The organism is Synechococcus sp. CB0101 (genome assembly GCF_000179235.2).
Taxonomy (GTDB): Bacteria; Cyanobacteriota; Cyanobacteriia; order PCC-6307; family Cyanobiaceae; genus Vulcanococcus.
This window is the reverse complement of record NZ_CP039373.1, coordinates 2,336,086-2,352,797: the sequence shown is the minus strand read 5'-3', so window position 1 is coordinate 2,352,797 and position 16,712 is coordinate 2,336,086. Positions and strand designations below refer to the sequence as shown.

The 16,712-nt window shown below is 59.7% G+C and carries 8 protein-coding genes, 2 tRNA genes and 3 rRNA genes; 10 read left to right on the top strand and 3 right to left on the bottom strand.

Annotated features, from left to right (window positions below; translation table 11 throughout):
* The first annotated feature begins 7 nt into the window (after positions 1–7).
* From CB0101_RS12735 to CB0101_RS15495, 7 genes are all read left to right on the top strand, one after another.
* The gene (locus CB0101_RS12735; protein ID WP_010303520.1) at positions 8–316 is read left to right on the top strand and encodes a hypothetical protein; all 309 of its coding nucleotides are present in this window, start codon (positions 8–10) and stop codon (positions 314–316) included.
* Positions 317–946: 630 nt separating this feature from the next.
* Positions 947–2,431: ribosomal RNA gene (locus CB0101_RS12730) — 16S ribosomal RNA — on the top strand.
* 193 nt (positions 2,432–2,624) lie between these two features.
* Positions 2,625–2,698, top strand: a tRNA-Ile gene (locus tag CB0101_RS12725).
* 26 nt (positions 2,699–2,724) lie between these two features.
* A tRNA-Ala gene (locus tag CB0101_RS12720) sits at positions 2,725–2,797 on the top strand.
* A gap of 476 nt (positions 2,798–3,273) precedes the next feature.
* A 23S ribosomal RNA gene (locus CB0101_RS12715) occupies positions 3,274–6,148 on the top strand.
* A 163-nt stretch (positions 6,149–6,311) separates the two neighbouring features.
* Positions 6,312–6,428, top strand: a 5S ribosomal RNA gene (gene rrf, locus CB0101_RS12710).
* The 16S, 23S and 5S rRNA genes sit together here with 2 tRNA genes alongside, the layout of an rRNA operon.
* Positions 6,429–6,856: 428 nt before the next feature.
* Complete coding sequence (locus CB0101_RS15495) at positions 6,857–9,169, top strand: hypothetical protein (RefSeq protein ID WP_168187988.1); 2,313 nt, start codon at positions 6,857–6,859, stop codon at positions 9,167–9,169.
* A gap of 773 nt (positions 9,170–9,942) precedes the next feature.
* Here the strand turns inward: CB0101_RS15495 and CB0101_RS12700 are convergent.
* The 3 genes from CB0101_RS12700 to rimI form a co-directional block, all read right to left on the bottom strand.
* Positions 9,943–10,344: a hypothetical protein gene (locus CB0101_RS12700; protein WP_136644162.1), complete on the bottom strand. Its 402-nt coding sequence runs from the start codon at positions 10,342–10,344 to the stop codon at positions 9,943–9,945.
* A 62-nt stretch (positions 10,345–10,406) separates the two neighbouring features.
* Entirely contained in the window at positions 10,407–12,968 is a 2,562-nt protein-coding gene (locus CB0101_RS12695) for an ATP-dependent Clp protease ATP-binding subunit (protein ID WP_010303504.1), read from the bottom strand.
* Between the two features lie 150 nt (positions 12,969–13,118).
* Positions 13,119–13,622, bottom strand: a complete 504-nt coding sequence (rimI, locus tag CB0101_RS12690; RefSeq protein ID WP_010303502.1) for a ribosomal protein S18-alanine N-acetyltransferase — start codon at positions 13,620–13,622, stop codon at positions 13,119–13,121.
* 34 nt (positions 13,623–13,656) lie between these two features.
* Here rimI and lysA point away from each other — a divergent pair, with 34 nt between their 5' ends.
* From lysA to CB0101_RS12675, 3 genes are read left to right on the top strand one after another with little or no spacing between them, the layout of a single operon-like run.
* A complete protein-coding gene (gene lysA / locus CB0101_RS12685) occupies positions 13,657–15,057 on the top strand; it encodes a diaminopimelate decarboxylase (RefSeq protein ID WP_010303500.1) in 1,401 nt (466 codons plus the stop codon).
* 37 nt (positions 15,058–15,094) lie between these two features.
* Positions 15,095–15,919 carry a diadenylate cyclase CdaA gene (gene cdaA, locus CB0101_RS12680; RefSeq protein WP_029552715.1) on the top strand — a complete coding sequence of 275 codons (825 nt, stop codon included), beginning with the start codon at positions 15,095–15,097 and terminating at the stop codon, positions 15,917–15,919.
* Positions 15,916–16,710 carry an isoprenyl transferase gene (locus tag CB0101_RS12675; RefSeq protein ID WP_029552714.1) on the top strand — a complete coding sequence of 265 codons (795 nt, stop codon included), beginning with the start codon at positions 15,916–15,918 and terminating at the stop codon, positions 16,708–16,710. Before cdaA ends, CB0101_RS12675 begins: the two co-directional genes overlap by 4 nt.
* Positions 16,711–16,712: the final 2 nt, after the last annotated feature.

Below are 16,712 nucleotides of genomic sequence, written 5' to 3'. Positions count from 1 at the left end.
CGCTGCGATGGAGGATCAGCCGATCACCCCCCATGCCGTGCCGGTGTTCGACGCCGAAGGCAACCTCACTTATATCGGTGACGACGGGCGCCGCTATGTGGTTGGCCCGTTGCCGGCGCTGGATGAAGCGCAGGTTGATCAGGTGATGCAACGCCTGTTGGCAGGCCAGGGGCTGTTCTCGGAGCTCGAGAGCCTCGCCAGCCAGTGGCTGGATCAGGTGTGCGGCCCGGATCTGAGCCGCGGCGCTGCTCTGGCTCTGTTGCTGTCCAGCCTTGAGATGGCGCTTGACCCCGGCGAGGACGATGCCGAGGCTTGACCCGGTTCGGCGCTCTGGTAACTTTTGAAGCCGCTCGCGAGTCGAAAGACCTGCAGCGGCGAACCGAAAACCCCGAGAGATCGGTGTTGTAGGTTCATCCAGCGGCTGAGAGGCCGCTTGGAACTGAAAGCCGAGCAGTCGGTGATGTAGGTTCAACAAGCGGTCGAGAGGCCGCTGATCCGAAAGCGAAGCCGAGCCGCGAGGCAGGTTTTGTTTTCTGGAGCACCTGGACAACTGAAACGTTTAGGAACTGACGCTTTCACTGCGTCAGCCGCCTGCAGGATCCACTCGAGAGGGTGTTGAGGCTGTGAGTGGTTGGCCGCAAAGAGCAGTGAAGGTGTGAGGTCCCGTCAAAAATTTTAAGTTGCAGAAGCCTGCTGCTTTACACGATCGATGACTCTCACGGTTGTTGGTTGTGTCGGTGTGCAGTTGGTGGAGCAACGACCGGATCTGAGATCCTGGAAAGTCGAGACGAAAGAAATTTTGTTTTGCACTCTTTGAACGCTTCTGTCAGAGGGAGTGGCTCCAACTGTGAGATCTGCGCCAGTGGATCGAGTGGGTGATGAGCAATTCAAGTTGAGATGATTTGGAACGGTTTACTGTTTTGAGTTTTTCAAGAGGACTTGAACTACAACGGAGAGTTTGATCCTGGCTCAGGATGAACGCTGGCGGCGTGCTTAACACATGCAAGTCGAACGAACCTTCGGGTTAGTGGCGGACGGGTGAGTAACGCGTGAGAATCTGCCCTCAGGAGGGGGATAACGGCTGGAAACGGCCGCTAATACCCCATATGCCGCGAGGTGAAATGAATTTCGCCTGAGGATGAGCTCGCGTCTGATTAGCTAGTTGGTGGGGTAAGAGCCTACCAAGGCATCGATCAGTAGCTGGTCTGAGAGGATGATCAGCCACACTGGGACTGAGACACGGCCCAGACTCCTACGGGAGGCAGCAGTGGGGAATTTTCCGCAATGGGCGAAAGCCTGACGGAGCAACGCCGCGTGAGGGATGAAGGCCTCTGGGCTGTAAACCTCTTTTATCAAGGAAGAAGATCTGACGGTACTTGATGAATAAGCCACGGCTAATTCCGTGCCAGCAGCCGCGGTAATACGGGAGTGGCAAGCGTTATCCGGAATTATTGGGCGTAAAGCGTCCGCAGGCGGTCTTGTAAGTCTGTTGTTAAAGCGTGGAGCTTAACTCCATTTCAGCAATGGAAACTGTAAGACTAGAGTGTGGTAGGGGCAGAGGGAATTCCCGGTGTAGCGGTGAAATGCGTAGATATCGGGAAGAACACCAGTGGCGAAGGCGCTCTGCTGGGCCATAACTGACGCTCATGGACGAAAGCCAGGGGAGCGAAAGGGATTAGATACCCCTGTAGTCCTGGCCGTAAACGATGAACACTAGGTGTCGGGGGAATCGACCCCCTCGGTGTCGTAGCCAACGCGTTAAGTGTTCCGCCTGGGGAGTACGCACGCAAGTGTGAAACTCAAAGGAATTGACGGGGGCCCGCACAAGCGGTGGAGTATGTGGTTTAATTCGATGCAACGCGAAGAACCTTACCAGGGTTTGACATCCTGCGAATCTTTTGGAAACAGAAGAGTGCCTTCGGGAACGCAGTGACAGGTGGTGCATGGCTGTCGTCAGCTCGTGTCGTGAGATGTTGGGTTAAGTCCCGCAACGAGCGCAACCCACGTCGTTAGTTGCCAGCATTTAGTTGGGCACTCTAGCGAGACCGCCGGTGATAAACCGGAGGAAGGTGTGGATGACGTCAAGTCATCATGCCCCTTACATCCTGGGCTACACACGTACTACAATGCTACGGACAAAGGGCAGCAAACTCGCGAGAGCTAGCAAATCCCATAAACCGTGGCTCAGTTCAGATCGTAGGCTGCAACTCGCCTACGTGAAGGAGGAATCGCTAGTAATCGCAGGTCAGCATACTGCGGTGAATACGTTCCCGGGCCTTGTACACACCGCCCGTCACACCATGGAAGTTGGCCACGCCCGAAGCCGTTACTCCAACCCTTGTGGAGGAGGATGTCGAAGGTGGGGCTGATGACTGGGGTGAAGTCGTAACAAGGTAGCCGTACCGGAAGGTGCGGCTGGATCACCTCCTAACAGGGAGACAACAACTGATCGTGATGTCTGAGTACTTTATTCTCAGGCCATGATCCTGTCATCTCGAAGGTCGATCGGTACCTCAACTTCAAGGTTGGGATGAATGGGATACCTCGGTAAGTCATTCATGCTCAAGTCTTGATTTTTAGTTCCTAAACGTTGTCTAGGTCACCCCATAGAGGGTTCACTTCCTGGGCCATTAGCTCAGGTGGTTAGAGCGCACCCCTGATAAGGGTGAGGTCCCTGGTTCAAGTCCAGGATGGCCCATGCCAAGGTCCAGCGATGGATCAATTGGGGGTTTAGCTCAGTTGGTAGAGCGCCTGCTTTGCAAGCAGGATGTCAGCGGTTCGAGTCCGCTAACCTCCACTAACATCTGAACTCCTGAAGCAGGAAGCAATTCTTGTGAGGTGAGGTAGACGTTGTTCGCTGATCAAGAGCACTCGAGAGATCGAGTGGAGTTCAGCCTCAGATCATTCCCCAGTCTTTGATCCAAGGATCAAGGTTGAGATGGTTGATCTGATGCTGGATTCAGCGAAGGAGCCTCGCGAGGGGCTTTTTCAATGAGATTCAGCAGAACCTTGACAACTGCATAGGTGAGTCTGGAAAGACAAAGCATCTCATAGAGGCGAGATGACAGAAGCTGCAAAGCTGATGTTATGTCGTGATTCTATTTTTGAGAGCCGAGACCTTCTAGCGTTCTTCCAACGGCGCCGAGCCGACGGGAGTCTGATCCTTATTTGCGGCAGAGCCGCTTGCGATTGGGAGACCGATCAATAGCGAAGCTGCTTGCCAAATTCGAGAGAATAGGCCTCAACAGCCTGAAGCGTTAGGAGGATTAATTTGGTCAAGCTACAAAGGGCTCACGGTGGATACCTTGGCACACAGAGGCGATGAAGGACGTGTTTACCTGCGATAAGTCTCGGGGAGCTGGAAAAACGCTTTGATCCGGGAATTTCCGAATGGGGCAACCCCTAGAACGGCCGCCTGAATCCATAGGGCGGTGCGAGCCAACCCAGCGAACTGAAACATCTTAGTAGCTGGAGGAAAGGAAAGTAAAAACGACTCCCTCAGTAGCGGCGAGCGAACGGGGAAGAGCCTAAACCGATGGTTTCGACCATCGGGGTTGTGGGACAGCAACGTGTATCAGGGAGATTAGAAGAAGCGTTTGAATGGCGCACCACAGAGGGTGAAAGTCCCGTATTCGAAAATTGAACTGAGCTAGCTGTATCCCGAGTAGCACGGAGCACGTGAAATTCCGTGTGAATCCGCGAGGACCACCTCGTAAGGCTAAGTACTCCTGTGTGACCGATAGCGCAACAGTACCGCGAGGGAAAGGTGAAAAGAACCCCGGGAGGGGAGTGAAATAGAACATGAAACCGTGAGCTTACAAGCAATGGGAGCCCGACTGATCGGGTGACCGTGTGCCTGTTGAAGAATGAGCCGGCGACTTATAGGCACTGGCAGGTTAAACCGGGAATGGTGGAGCCATAGCGAAAGCGAGTCTGAATAGGGCGATTGTCAGTGTTTATAGACCCGAACCCGGGTGATCTAACCATGGCCAGGATGAAGCTTGGGTGATACCAAGTGGAGGTCCGAACCGACTGATGTTGAAAAATCAGCGGATGAGCTGTGGTTAGGGGTGAAATGCCAATCGAACCCGGAGCTAGCTGGTTCTCCCCGAAATACGTTGAGGCGTAGCGTCTAGTGCTCCAGCAGGGGGTAAAGCCACTGTTTCGGTGCGGGCTGCGAGAGCGGTACCAAATCGAGACAAACTCTGAATACCCTGTGTGTAACTAGGCAGTCAGACTGTGGGGGATAAGCTCCATGGTCGAAAGGGAAACAGCCCAGACCGCCAGCTAAGGTCCCCAAATCAACGCTAAGTGATAAAGGAGGTGGGATTGCCCAGACAACCAGGAGGTTTGCCTAGAAGCAGCCATCCTCAAAGGAGTGCGTAATAGCTCACTGGTCGAGCGATCCTGCGCCGAAAATGAACGGGGCTAAGCGTTGTACCGAAGCTGCGGATTAAACTTGTTTAATGGTAGGGGAGCGTTCCATGTGGGGTGAAGCGTTAGCGTAAGCGGGCGTGGACTGCATGGAAGTGAGAATGTCGGCTTGAGTAGCGAAAAAATGGGTGAGAATCCCATTCCCCGAAACCCTAAGGGTTCCTCCGGCAGGCTCGTCCGCGGAGGGTTAGTCAGGACCTAAGGCGAGGCCGAAAGGCGTAGTCGATGGACAACAGGTCAACATTCCTGTACTGATCATGTTTTGGGAAGGGGGACGGAGAAGGCTAGCCAATCCGGATGTTGGTTACCGGTCCAAGCGTTCGAGGCGTTGAGAGCTGGCGAAAACAGCTTGAGCTGAGGCGTGAGTGCGAGCTTCTACGGAAGCGAAGTTGGTGACGTCAAGCTTCCAAGAAAAGCCCTATACCCGTTAAGGCATGATTACCTGTACCCGAAACCGACACAGGTGGGGTGGTAGAGAATACCGAGGGGCGCGAGGTAACTCTCTCTAAGGAACTCGGCAAAATGACCCCGTAACTTCGGGAGAAGGGGTGCCAGCGCGAGCTGGTCGCAGTGAATAGGCCCAGGCGACTGTTTACCAAAAACACAGGTCTCCGCTAAGTCGCAAGACGATGTATGGGGGCTGACGCCTGCCCAGTGCCGGAAGGTTAAAGAAGTTGGTCAGCGCAAGCGAAGCTAACGACTGAAGCCCCGGTGAACGGCGGCCGTAACTATAACGGTCCTAAGGTAGCGAAATTCCTTGTCGGGTAAGTTCCGACCCGCACGAAAGGCGTAACGATCTGGGCGCTGTCTCGGAGAGAGGCTCGGCGAAATAGAATTGTCTGTGAAGATGCGGACTACGTGCACCCGGACAGAAAGACCCTATGAAGCTTTACTGTAGCTTGGTATTGTGCTCGGGCTCGCAATGCGCAGGATAGGTGGGAGGCTTTGATCCATTGCTTGTGGGTGATGGTGAGCCACTGGTGAGATACCACTCTTTGCGAGCTAGGGTTCTAACGGTCACCCGTTATCCGGGGACCGGACAGTATCTGGTGGGCAGTTTGACTGGGGCGGTCGCCTCCTAAAAGGTAACGGAGGCGCGCAAAGGTTCCCTCAGGCTGGTTGGAAATCAGCCGACGAGTGTAAAGGCAGAAGGGAGCTTGACTGTGAGACCTACAAGTCGAACAGGTACGAAAGTAGGCCTTAGTGATCCGACGGTTCTGCGTGGAAGGGCCGTCGCTCAACGGATAAAAGTTACTCTAGGGATAACAGGCTGATCTCCCCCAAGAGTTCACATCGACGGGGAGGTTTGGCACCTCGATGTCGGCTCATCGCAACCTGGGGCTGAAGTCGGTCCCAAGGGTTGGGCTGTTCGCCCATTAAAGCGGTACGCGAGCTGGGTTCAGAACGTCGTGAGACAGTTCGGTCCATATCCGGTGCATGCGCAGGAATATTGAGAGGATTTCTCCCTAGTACGAGAGGACCGGGAGGAACGCACCTCTGGTGTACCAGTTATCGTGCCAACGGTAAACGCTGGGTAGCCATGTGCGGAGTGGATAACCGCTGAAAGCATCTAAGTGGGAAGCCCACCTCAAGATGAGTATTCCCATGGCTTAAGCCAGTAAGGTCACGGGCAGAACACCCGTTGATAGGCTCTATGTGGAAGCGCAGTAATGCGTGAAGCAGAGGAGTACTAATAGACCGAGGGCTTGACCAAACCTCAGCTCTCAAACCTTGAAAAAGGCGAGATCTTTGTCTTCTAGAGCGGACCTCCAACACCTGCGTCAGCAGGCAGACGGACTGGTCTGTAACCTATGCAGTTCTCAGGGTTCACCTGAGAGCGAAGAATGCTTTGAAAGCTTGTCACCCAAGTTTTCTATCCTGGTGTCCATGGCGCATTGGAACCACTCCGATCCATCTCGAACTCGGCTGTGAAACGATGCAGCGCCGACGATATTTGGGGGGTAGCCCCCTGAGAAAATAGGTCGATGCCAGGTAAAACATTCTTTGCTCTAACCATCTCCCGCTTTCCGTTGCTGCTGTTGATCAGCCGACTGGAGTGATGAGACAAAAAAAGCCACCCGACGGGTGCTTTTTTTGTCTCTATACGTAAGTTGGCAGGACTCGCTTTTTCTGCTATAAACCTTCCTGCAGCAAATCTGTCCGCTGTGGATCCCCTTTTCCAGTCAGTTGCAATCCCCGGTGTTGAGGAGCAGGGGATGATGGGCTTGCGTGGCTGGGAGGAGGCGCATTCAGGATCGTCTGCGTTACTTGGCGGGGGGGGCTGGATGCAGCTTCTGCTGTTGGATCCCCTACGATCGATGGCCTTAGCGAGGTTGGCGATTCTGTTTTTGTAACTGACGGCCGCGATCCCCTGACCGGCATCGGTGATTCGGGTTCTTCATTGAATCCGCCAGCTGCGGTATTGAGGCGTCTTAAGCGTTATGCGTTCGATTTGTCAATTGACGTTAATGGGATCAATCTCTCGTCGCGGGGGGATGTGCAGGCTGGTCGTAAGTTCAATGTCAAGTCAACGATAGACGGCGAATCTACGCGCTTTGTAAGAGAGGGCGCCATGACTTACGCTAATGCGCGTTCGCTTGGTGCAAAGGGTAGGAAATGGGTTGAGGTCGACGAGGGTGATCTGGATTCGGCTGATGTCTCTGTTGCTCTGAATAGTTTGACCACGGGGCTGACTGCTCGCAATGCCTTGTCTGCTCTGAAGCGGGCTCTTGATTGGCGTCTGGTGGGCAACGATGGAGATCTCAAGAAATACACTGCCTATTTGGATCAGGCCACCTGGGCGTCGATGCTGCCCCTTTCCGACTTGGCTGCTGCTGAAATGGGCGGATTGCCGGCCGCTGATGGTGCGGAGCCGATTGCGATTGAGGTGTGGGTCAGCAAGTCCAACCGCTTGGCTAAGGTTTCTAGTGCGGCTGATGGTGTGGGTTCAATCAACCTCAATCTGATTCAGCTGAACCGTAAGGATATCAACGTGCCCAGCCAGAAGCAAGTGGGTGATCTTGAGTCTTCCTCCGGTCGTTATTTGTTTGCCGATGGTGCCGATGGAAAATCTTCCTCCATAAATGGTGGTGATGCAGGAATTATTTATGGGGATGGAGGTGATGCCATCACCGGTGGACGTGGTGGCAACGCCGGCTGGATTGGCGACGGCGGTCTGGGCGGTACGGGTCTTGATGGCGGGGCTGGTGGCACGGGTGGAGCCGGTGGCCTGTTGCTCGGCGATGGCGGTCAAGGCGGACAAGGCAGCACCGGTGTGACCGGTAGCTCTGGCGCAAGCGGTGGTTTTCAACAAGGTATTGGTCTTCCTGGCGGTGACGGCGGATTCGGCGGCACCGGCGGATCCGGTGGGTTGGGCGGAGAAGGCGGTCAGGGTAGCTTGATCTTTGGTCGTGGCGGCACCGGCGGTACGGGGGGCACCGGCGGTACGGGGGGCACCGGCGGGATAGGTGGTCAAGGTGGCGCGGGTGCTGCTGCAACCACGGCTGGCGGCGCTGGTGGCAACGGTGGTGATGGTGGACGCGGTGGCAACGGCGGCAGTGGTGGTCTCGGCGGGGAAGGCGGGGAAGGCGGTCTTGGACGCTATGTGTTTTCTGTCTTGGCCGGTGGCACTGGTGCTACTGGCCAAGACGGAAATGGTGGAGCCGGCGGCACCGGTGGTGCCGGTGGTGTTGGCGGCAGTGGAGGTAATGGAGATGCCACAACTCCCAATGGCGGGCGCGGTGGCAACGGTGGCAACGGTGGCCTTGGCGGCTCCGGGGGCACCAACGCCACAACCGGTACGGCTGGTGACGGAGGCAACGGCGGCAACGGCGGTCGCGGGTACTCCCCGACCGGGGACCGCGTCTTCTATGCGCCCAACACGGCTGGTCAGGCCGCCCCGGAACTGGCGATCACCGGAACCGCCGGCACCCAGGTGGTGCGGGTCTCCCTGGTCGGGGCGCCGACCGGCACGACGTTCTCCCTGCCGGTCACGGCGGGCCTGACCGCTTCCTACGGCTACACCCTGGCCGGGCAGAAAACCGAGGTCTACTTCACTGGCAGTCAAGCCGACATCAACACCGCCCTCGCGGCGATGCAGATCACCACCGGAGCGACCCTGGGCAACTTCTCCTTCGACGTTCTCTCGCTGAACAATCCGGCCAACACCTACTTCTGGCCGGAGGGGCCGACGGCCCCTGGGCAATCTCCGGGAAGCCGCTTCTACCAACTTGTTACCGGCAGCTTCTTCTGGTTCGGCGCAAATGCCGGCGGCCCCGGCGTCTCGCTCAACGGGCAGAATAGCTATCTGGCGACCATCACCAGCGCGGCGGAGGACGCCTTCGTCGCGACCTACATCCTCGGTAATGGCAGCCAGTGGCTGGCCGCCTCCGACGCTGCTGTCGCTGATACCTGGAGATGGACCCAGGGTCCAGAGGCCGGCACTGATTTCTGGTCGGGTGGCCCTTCAGGCGGGGGCGGGACCACCCTGCCGCCGCTCAACTATGCGAACTGGGCGGCCGGTCAACCAATTGGTGCCGGGAGCGCCGACTATTTGCTACGGCTCGCCGATGGAACGTGGACCGCAGTTAACGGCGCGTTCACCACTCCCGCAGGCCAAAACGGGTACATCCGCGAGTGGGGTGGGGGGGGGTGCGTCGTTCTCCGGTGTGTCGGATACGGAAGCAGCGGCGGTGGATGCCGCGGGCACCGGTGGTGCCGGTGGTGCCGGTGGTAACGGCGCCATCACCGGCACGAGAGGCTCCGCGGGTGCTAACGGTGCGATCGGTTAGTTCGGCAGCCGCCTTCAGCTCCGGAGCCTCAACCGCTCCAAGCGCAGCCGGCGGTGACGGTTGCCAAGGTGGCAGCACAGCCGCCAACGGGTACCCAGGTGCGAATGGCTGATCACGCGGACGCAGATACGAGGCTCTCAATTTGATTTCATCATGCAAAAAAAGTTTACCGAACCCGCCTGAGTCTGACATTTGATTTTTGGCATCACGTTCACTGATGTCAGGGGAGTGCCGCGGCCAAACAGTCGCGATTCATGAGTGATTCAAAGAGCTCGTGAGCGAATTGTTCGCGGTCTGCCTTTCTACGGCTCGCGTCTGAAGCGGCCCCGGCGAGGATGTTACGGATCGTGCGGCGATTGTTCGCCCGTCGCACGAAGCTCAGCTGCTCAGAGCTCAGGGTCGTGCTCCAGCCGGGAGGACTGATGCTCTGGCCATCGAGCCTGCAGCAGTAGCGAAATAGCTGCACGGCAACGAGCTAGCACCCCATTGTCCAATCGATTAGATATGACTCTGGTGGTCGTTCTGGGTGGGACGCTGTAATAAAAAAATGGCAGCCATTGCGGTGGTTGATCCGCCCCATCGCAGGCCATTGTTGTTCTTTTGGGAGAGCCGCGACCGCGCTGAGAAATGAGTCGCCTGTGGCCACCGTGGGCTCCTACGACGACTTGAAGAACCATTCCTGAGGGACTACTAGGGCGCACGCGTCGACTAGCTCGTGTCAGTCGACAACGGCGCAACTGTGATCGAGGCCCTGGAGAAACGCGTCAACAAGACCCGCATCAAACTGCAAGTCGGGAGCGACGGCGAGGCGGCTCCGCTTTGCCCACCTACTCGATGAGCAGCCGGTGGAGTTCGAACTTGTTGAGTGCGTATTTCTGTTGGAGAAAGAGGTGATGGTCGAGCGATGCGCGCTCACGTCAATCGGTACCACCCGCACAGCTGGGTTGGTGGTAGCGAATACTGCAGCTTGATTGCTGCCGCAGCCTGCGATCAGGATGTCGAGATCAGCGCGATAGTCGCGATCAGGCCAGAACAGGGGATGCGCGTGGCTGGGATCAAACCATTGCCAGTTTGATGCCAGCCAAGGGGCAAATCCTGGATGGGTTCTGGGTAAACCCATATCTCGTACTGCCCGGCTACAACATCCGAAAGGGGATGCGACATCGGTTACAGGAGCTTGGATCAGACCCCAGCCCCAGCCAGTGCGGGAATGGCGGCTTCGCCTTGCTTGCGGATGACAACTTGCTTGTTGTCGTCCACATCCACAACGGCACTGTCGCCTTCGCCGATGCGACCGGAGAGGAATTCTTCGGCCAGGGAGTCTTCGAGCAGGCGCATCACGGCACGACGCAGTGGACGGGCGCCGTAGCTGGGGTTGTAGCCCTCCTCCACCAGTCGCTCTTTGAAGGCCTCGGTGACGGATAGGTGGATGCCCTTCTCGCTCATGCGGCTGAACACTTCCTTGAGCATGATCTCGGCGATCTCCTTGACTTCGTCGCGGCTGAGCTGACGGAAGACGATGATTTCGTCGAGACGGTTGAGGAACTCAGGGCGGAAGTACTGCTTCAGCTCTTCGTTCACCAGCGAGCGGATGCGGTTGTAGTTGGTTTCTTCCGCATCGGCGCCGGAGAACTCGAAGCCGAGGCCGCCGCCACCCTTTTCGATCACCTTCGAACCGATGTTCGAGGTCATGATGATCAGCGTGTTCTTGAAATCAACCGTGCGGCCCTTGGAATCGGTCAGGCGACCGTCTTCCAGGAGTTGCAGCAGCAGGTTGAACACATCGGGGTGGGCCTTCTCGATCTCGTCGAACAGCACCACGGTGTAGGGCCGGCGGCGCACAGCCTCAGTGAGCTGACCGCCTTCGTTGAAGCCCACATAACCCGGAGGTGAACCGATCAGCTTGCTGACGGTGTGGCGCTCCATGAACTCCGACATGTCGAGGCGGATCATCGCCTCTTCGCTGCCGAAGAAGTAGGCCGCGAGCGACTTGGTCAGCTCAGTTTTACCCACACCAGTGGGGCCGGAGAAGATGAAGCTGGCGATCGGGCGGTTGGGGTTCTTCAGGCCCACGCGGGCGCGGCGGATGGCGCGTGACACGGCCTTCACCGCTTCGTCTTGACCGATCAGGCGCTGGTGGAGGGTTTCCTCCATGTTGAGCAGCTTGGCCGACTCGCTTTCGGTGAGCTTCTGCACCGGCACACCGGTCCAGGAGGCCACGATCTGGGCGATGTCTTCCTCCGTCACCATCGGGGTGCGGTCATCAGCCGGGGCTTCGGCCACAGCGGTGGCTGCGGGAGCCGAGGTCTCGGCAGTGGCTTCGCTGCCGGCTTCGGCCACTTGCGCCTCGGGCTCTTCCTTGCGGGTCTGCAGGATCGAGCGGATCTGGTCGCGCAGCTCCACTTCCTTATCGCGCAGCTCGCCGGCCTTGGTGAAGTCCTGCTCGCGAACGGCGTCTTCCTTTTCCTTTTGGACCGCGCGCAGTTGCTTGTCGACCTCCTTGGCGGCCGGGGGCAGCTTCGAGTTCATCAGACGCACGCGGCTGCCGGCTTCATCGATCAGGTCGATGGCCTTGTCGGGCAGGAAGCGATCGGAGATGTAGCGGTCGCCCAAGGTCGCAGCGGCCACCAGGGCCTCATCGGCGATCGTGAGGCGGTGGTGCGCTTCGTAGCGCTCCTTCAGGCCCCGCAGGATCTCGATGGTGTCGTCAACTGACGGCTCACCCACCTGCACCGGCTGGAAGCGACGCTCCAGGGCGGCATCGCGTTCGATGTGTTTGCGGTATTCATCCAGCGTGGTGGCACCGATGCACTGCAGCTCGCCGCGGGCCAGGGCTGGCTTGAGGATGTTGGCGGCGTCGATGGCGCCTTCGGCAGCGCCGGCGCCGATCAGGGTGTGCACCTCGTCGATCACGAGGATCACGTTCCCGGCACCCCGGATCTCCTCCATGATCTTTTTGAGGCGCTCCTCAAATTCACCGCGGTACTTGGTGCCGGCCACCAGCAGGCCGATATCCAGGGTGAGAACGCGCTTGTCTTCAAGGATGTCGGGCACATCGCCGGAGTTGATCCGCTGGGCGAGGCCCTCGGCGATGGCGGTTTTGCCCACGCCGGGTTCGCCGATCAGCACGGGGTTGTTCTTGGTGCGGCGACCCAGGATCTGGATGACGCGCTCGATCTCGTGCTGGCGGCCCACCACCGGGTCGAGCTTGCCGTCGGCGGCCTGTTGGGTGAGGTTGCTGCCGAACTCGTCGAGGGTGGGGGTTTTGGTGGACCCTTTGCCGCCGCCACCGCCGCTGGCTACCTCGGCGGTTTCGCCGAGCATGCGGATCACTTGGGTGCGCACCTTCGCCAGGTCGACACCCAGGTTTTCGAGCACACGGGCGGCCACGCCCTCGCCTTCTCGAATCAGGCCCAGCAGCAGGTGCTCGGTGCCGATGTAGTTGTGCCCGAGCTGGCGGGCTTCTTCGAGCGACAGCTCCAGCACCCGTTTGGCTCTTGGCGTGAACGGGATTTCAACGGCCACGAAGCCGGAGCCGCGCCCAATGATTTTCTCCACTTCAACGCGGGCATCCTTGAGGTTGACCCCCATCGACTTGAGCACCTTGGCGGCCACGCCGGTGCCTTCACCGATCAGGCCCAGCAGGATCTGCTCGGTGCCCACGAAGTTGTGCCCCAGGCGGCGGGCCTCCTCTTGGGCCAGCATGATCACCTTGATGGCCTTCTCGGTAAACCGCTCGAACATGGGCGGGGCCTGTTGCGTGTACTCCCAACTTATCAGGGTTGGCCTGGGGAGTGTGGTGTGAAGCTCGGATCCGTCAAACCCACTGCTGCAACTGCGTTCTAGGCGCGTGGTTTCAACAACTCAAGCTGCACACTTCTTCGGTTGTTCGCATCAGGAATGGGCGGCAATCCGAACCTGTTCCATGTCCTGTAAGCCTCTCCATTGGATCAGGGCATCGTCTCCATTGCGGTAGTAACCGCGACGGATGCCCGCGGTGTTGAAGCCGCTGCGCCGGTAAAGGGCCTGGGCGGCTGTGTTCGATCCGCTCACTTCCAGCGTGGCGTTGATCGCTCCGAGCAGCCAGGCTTCCCTTAGCAACGCCATCAACACCCGCTCCCCATAGCCCCGGCGCCGTTGATCGGGCATCACCGCCACGGCACCGATCTGCAGTTCATCAACCACCAGCCAGCCGCTGGCAAGGGCGATCAGGCTTGGGCCCCTGAACAAGCCCATGCACACCCGATGGGTGTGGCTTAGTTCCTCTTGCCATTGCGCTTCGGTCCACAACCCGTTGAGGCTGGCTTGATCGAGGGCAACGCAAGCGCTCAGCTGCTCTGGCCCAAGGCGCCGGGATACGGGCTCGTTGGTGGCAGGGGGCTCTGTCTCGAATGACACCAGGCGAGGGAGGTGCTCTTCATAGGATCGCCCGATGACCAGTACCCGTGAAGCTGCCCCCGCAGCGGACATCGCCGCCGACCTGCGGCCCTACGAGACTGCGCGCGATGTGGCCAGCCCCAATCGCAACCTCACCCCCGTTACCACGGCCATCGACCCCGAGGGTCGCCTGGTGGTGGGTGGATGCGTGCTGAGCGATCTGGCCCGGCGCTACGGCACACCGTTGTATGTGCTCGATGAGGCCACCCTGCGCGGCACGGCTCAGGCCTATCGCAAGGCTCTGGCTTCTCACTACCCCGGCTCAGCCCTGGCGCTGTACGCCTCCAAGGCCAACAGCAGCCTGGCGATCACAGCCGTGGTGGCCTCTGAAGGTCTGGGCCTCGATGCTGTGTCCGCCGGTGAGCTGCTCACGGCTGTGCAAGGCGGGATGCCGCCAGAGCGCATCGTGTTCCACGGCAACAACAAGAGCCTCGAGGAGCTGCGCCTGGCGGTGGAGCTGGGGGTGACGGTGGTGGCCGACAACTGGCTCGACATCGAGCAGCTCGCCAGCTTGGAGATGGCCCAGCCTGTGCGGCTGATGCTGCGCTTCACCCCGGGGATCGAGTGCCACACGCACGAATACATCCGCACCGGCCACCTCGACAGCAAGTTCGGCTTTGATCCCGACCAGCTCGAAGGGGTGCTCCAGCACCTAAAACAGTGCAGCTGGGCCCAGGTGAGTGGCTTGCATGCCCACATCGGCTCGCAGATTTTTGAGCTGCAGCCCCACCGCGATCTCGCCGCGGTCATGGCGGATGCCCTCAAGTTGGCCCGGGAGATGGGGCATCCGGTGAGCGATCTCAACGTGGGCGGCGGCCTGGGCATTCGCTATGTGGAGAGCGACGATCCGCCGTCGATCGATGCCTGGGTGCTCACCGTGGCTGAAGCCGTGGCAGCGGCCTGTCAGGAGCGGGGCCTGGATCTGCCCCGTTTGCTGTGTGAGCCCGGCCGCTCCCTGGTGGCGACCTCGGGCGTCACCCTCTACAGCGTGGGCAGCCGTAAAGACATTCCCGGCATTCGCACCTATCTGTCGGTGGATGGCGGCATGAGCGATAACCCTCGGCCGATCACCTATCAATCCCAATACACCGCTGTGCTCGCCGATCGGCCTGAGGCTGAGCCTTCCGACAGCGTCACCCTGGCGGGCAAGCACTGCGAATCTGGCGACGTGCTGCTGAAAGATCTGGCGCTGCCGCCCGCCACCAGTGGCGATGTGCTCGCCGTGTTTGCCACCGGCGCTTACAACGCCTCGATGTCGTCGAACTACAACCGCATCCCCCGCCCGGCGGCGGTGATGGTGCACAACGGCCTGTCTGAGGTGGTGCAACGCCGGGAGCAGCCGGAAGACCTGCTGCGCTACGACGTTCTTCCCGAGCGGCTGCGGCCGGTAGCCTGAGCGGCAGGTTGGAGCGATTCTGAGGGTGTTCGGGGCGTTGGCCGGAATCCAGCTGGGAGCGGTGCTGGATCTCCTGCTCGCCACCGCCCTCGGCATGGTTCTTCTGGCGCGGGTGAACGAGCCGCGCACGCTTTGGTTGCTGCGCGGTTACCTCACCCTCGTGGCTCTGGCCTGGGTGGTGCAGCGCTACGCCAACTTGCCGCTCACCAGCAAGCTCGTGGATGCGCTGGTGATGGCTTGCAGCCTGGCACTGGCGATCCTCTGGCAGGGAGAGCTGCGCCGGTTGATGGAGCTGCTCGGGACCGGCCGGCTGGATGTGTTGTTTGGCAGTCAGCGGGGCGACAAGCTGGCGTCAGGATCGGCTGCCGTGCTGAGTGAAGCGGCGGGCCGGCTCTCGCAGTTGCGGCGCGGCGGTTTGATCGTGGTGGACCTCGGCAGCGATCTGCGCCCCGAAGATTTCCTCAATCCCGGCATTGCCCTGGATGCCCAGTTGTCGGCAGACCTGTTGCTCAACCTTTTCGCCGTTGACACCCCTCTCCACGACGGCGCCGTGCTGGTGAAGGGCAACCGGATCCTGTCGGCGGGGGTGATCCTGCCGCTCTCGCGTCAGGGCCTGAACCGTTACGGCACGCGCCATCTGGCGGCACTGGGCATCACCGAACGCTTTGATCGCTGCCTTTGCATCGTGGTGTCGGAGGAAACGGGCACCCTGTCGATGGCCCGTCAGGGCCGGCTGGAGCGGCCGCTCACCAGCAGCCGGTTGCAGGAACTGCTGGGTGAATCGCTAGCCCAGAGCAGCAAGCCAGCGGCCAAAGGGGGCGGGCGTAGCGTGGCGATGGATAAGGCTGAACCCAACTCATGAGTCGCTCCCTGGCGACCGCTACTGCTGTCCAGGGGAATCGGCCTGCCCGTGCCGTGCTGCCCGCCGGTCTGGACCCTGCCCGATTGCCGGCCCACGTGGCGGTGATCATGGATGGCAATGGTCGTTGGGCCAATCAGCGCAAGTTGCCCCGGGTGATGGGGCACCGCGAAGGGGTGGAAGCGCTCAAGCGCACCCTGCGCCTCTGCAGCGATTGGGGCATCGGGGCGCTCACCGCCTATGCCTTCTCCACCGAAAACTGGAGCCGCCCGGGCGAAGAGGTGAGCTTCCTGATGGCGTTGTTTGAGCGAGTGCTGGCCCGGGAGCTCCAGGCCCTCGAAGAGGAGCAGGTGCGCATCCGCTTCCTCGGTGATCTGGAGCAATTGCCCGACGGGCTGCAGCAGTTGATCGCCGATGCCACCCAACGCACCGCCGCCAATACGGGCATCCATTTCAACGTGTGCACCAATTACGGCGGCCGCCGTGAACTGGTGCGGGCGGCGCGGTTGCTGGCGGAGCAGGTGGCCCGCGGTGAGCTGGATCCGGCCGCCATTACGGAGCAGCACTTTGCGGCCGAGTTGTTCACCACCGGCGAGGTGGATCCGGATCTGTTGATCCGCACCAGCGGCGAACAGCGCATCAGCAATTTCCTGCTCTGGCAGCTGGCCTACGCGGAGCTGCACATCACTGATGTGCTCTGGCCCGATTTCAACGAAGCCGCCCTCACCGCGGCCCTGCTCGATTACCAGAGCCGTCAGCGCCGTTTCGGCGGCGTTGAGCCTCACGCCTCCTGATG

Excerpts from the sequence above, each read along its gene's own strand:
- CB0101_RS12735 (WP_010303520.1), top strand. The coding sequence starts at position 8 with ATGGAGGATCAGCCGATCACCCCCCATGCCGTGCCGGTGTTCGACGCC.
- CB0101_RS12700 (WP_136644162.1), bottom strand. The coding sequence starts at position 10,344 with ATGGGTTTACCCAGAACCCATCCAGGATTTGCCCCTTGGCTGGCATCA.
- CB0101_RS12695 (WP_010303504.1), bottom strand. The coding sequence starts at position 12,968 with ATGTTCGAGCGGTTTACCGAGAAGGCCATCAAGGTGATCATGCTGGCC.
- lysA (WP_010303500.1), top strand. The coding sequence starts at position 13,657 with ATGACCAGTACCCGTGAAGCTGCCCCCGCAGCGGACATCGCCGCCGAC.
- CB0101_RS12675 (WP_029552714.1), top strand. The coding sequence starts at position 15,916 with ATGAGTCGCTCCCTGGCGACCGCTACTGCTGTCCAGGGGAATCGGCCT.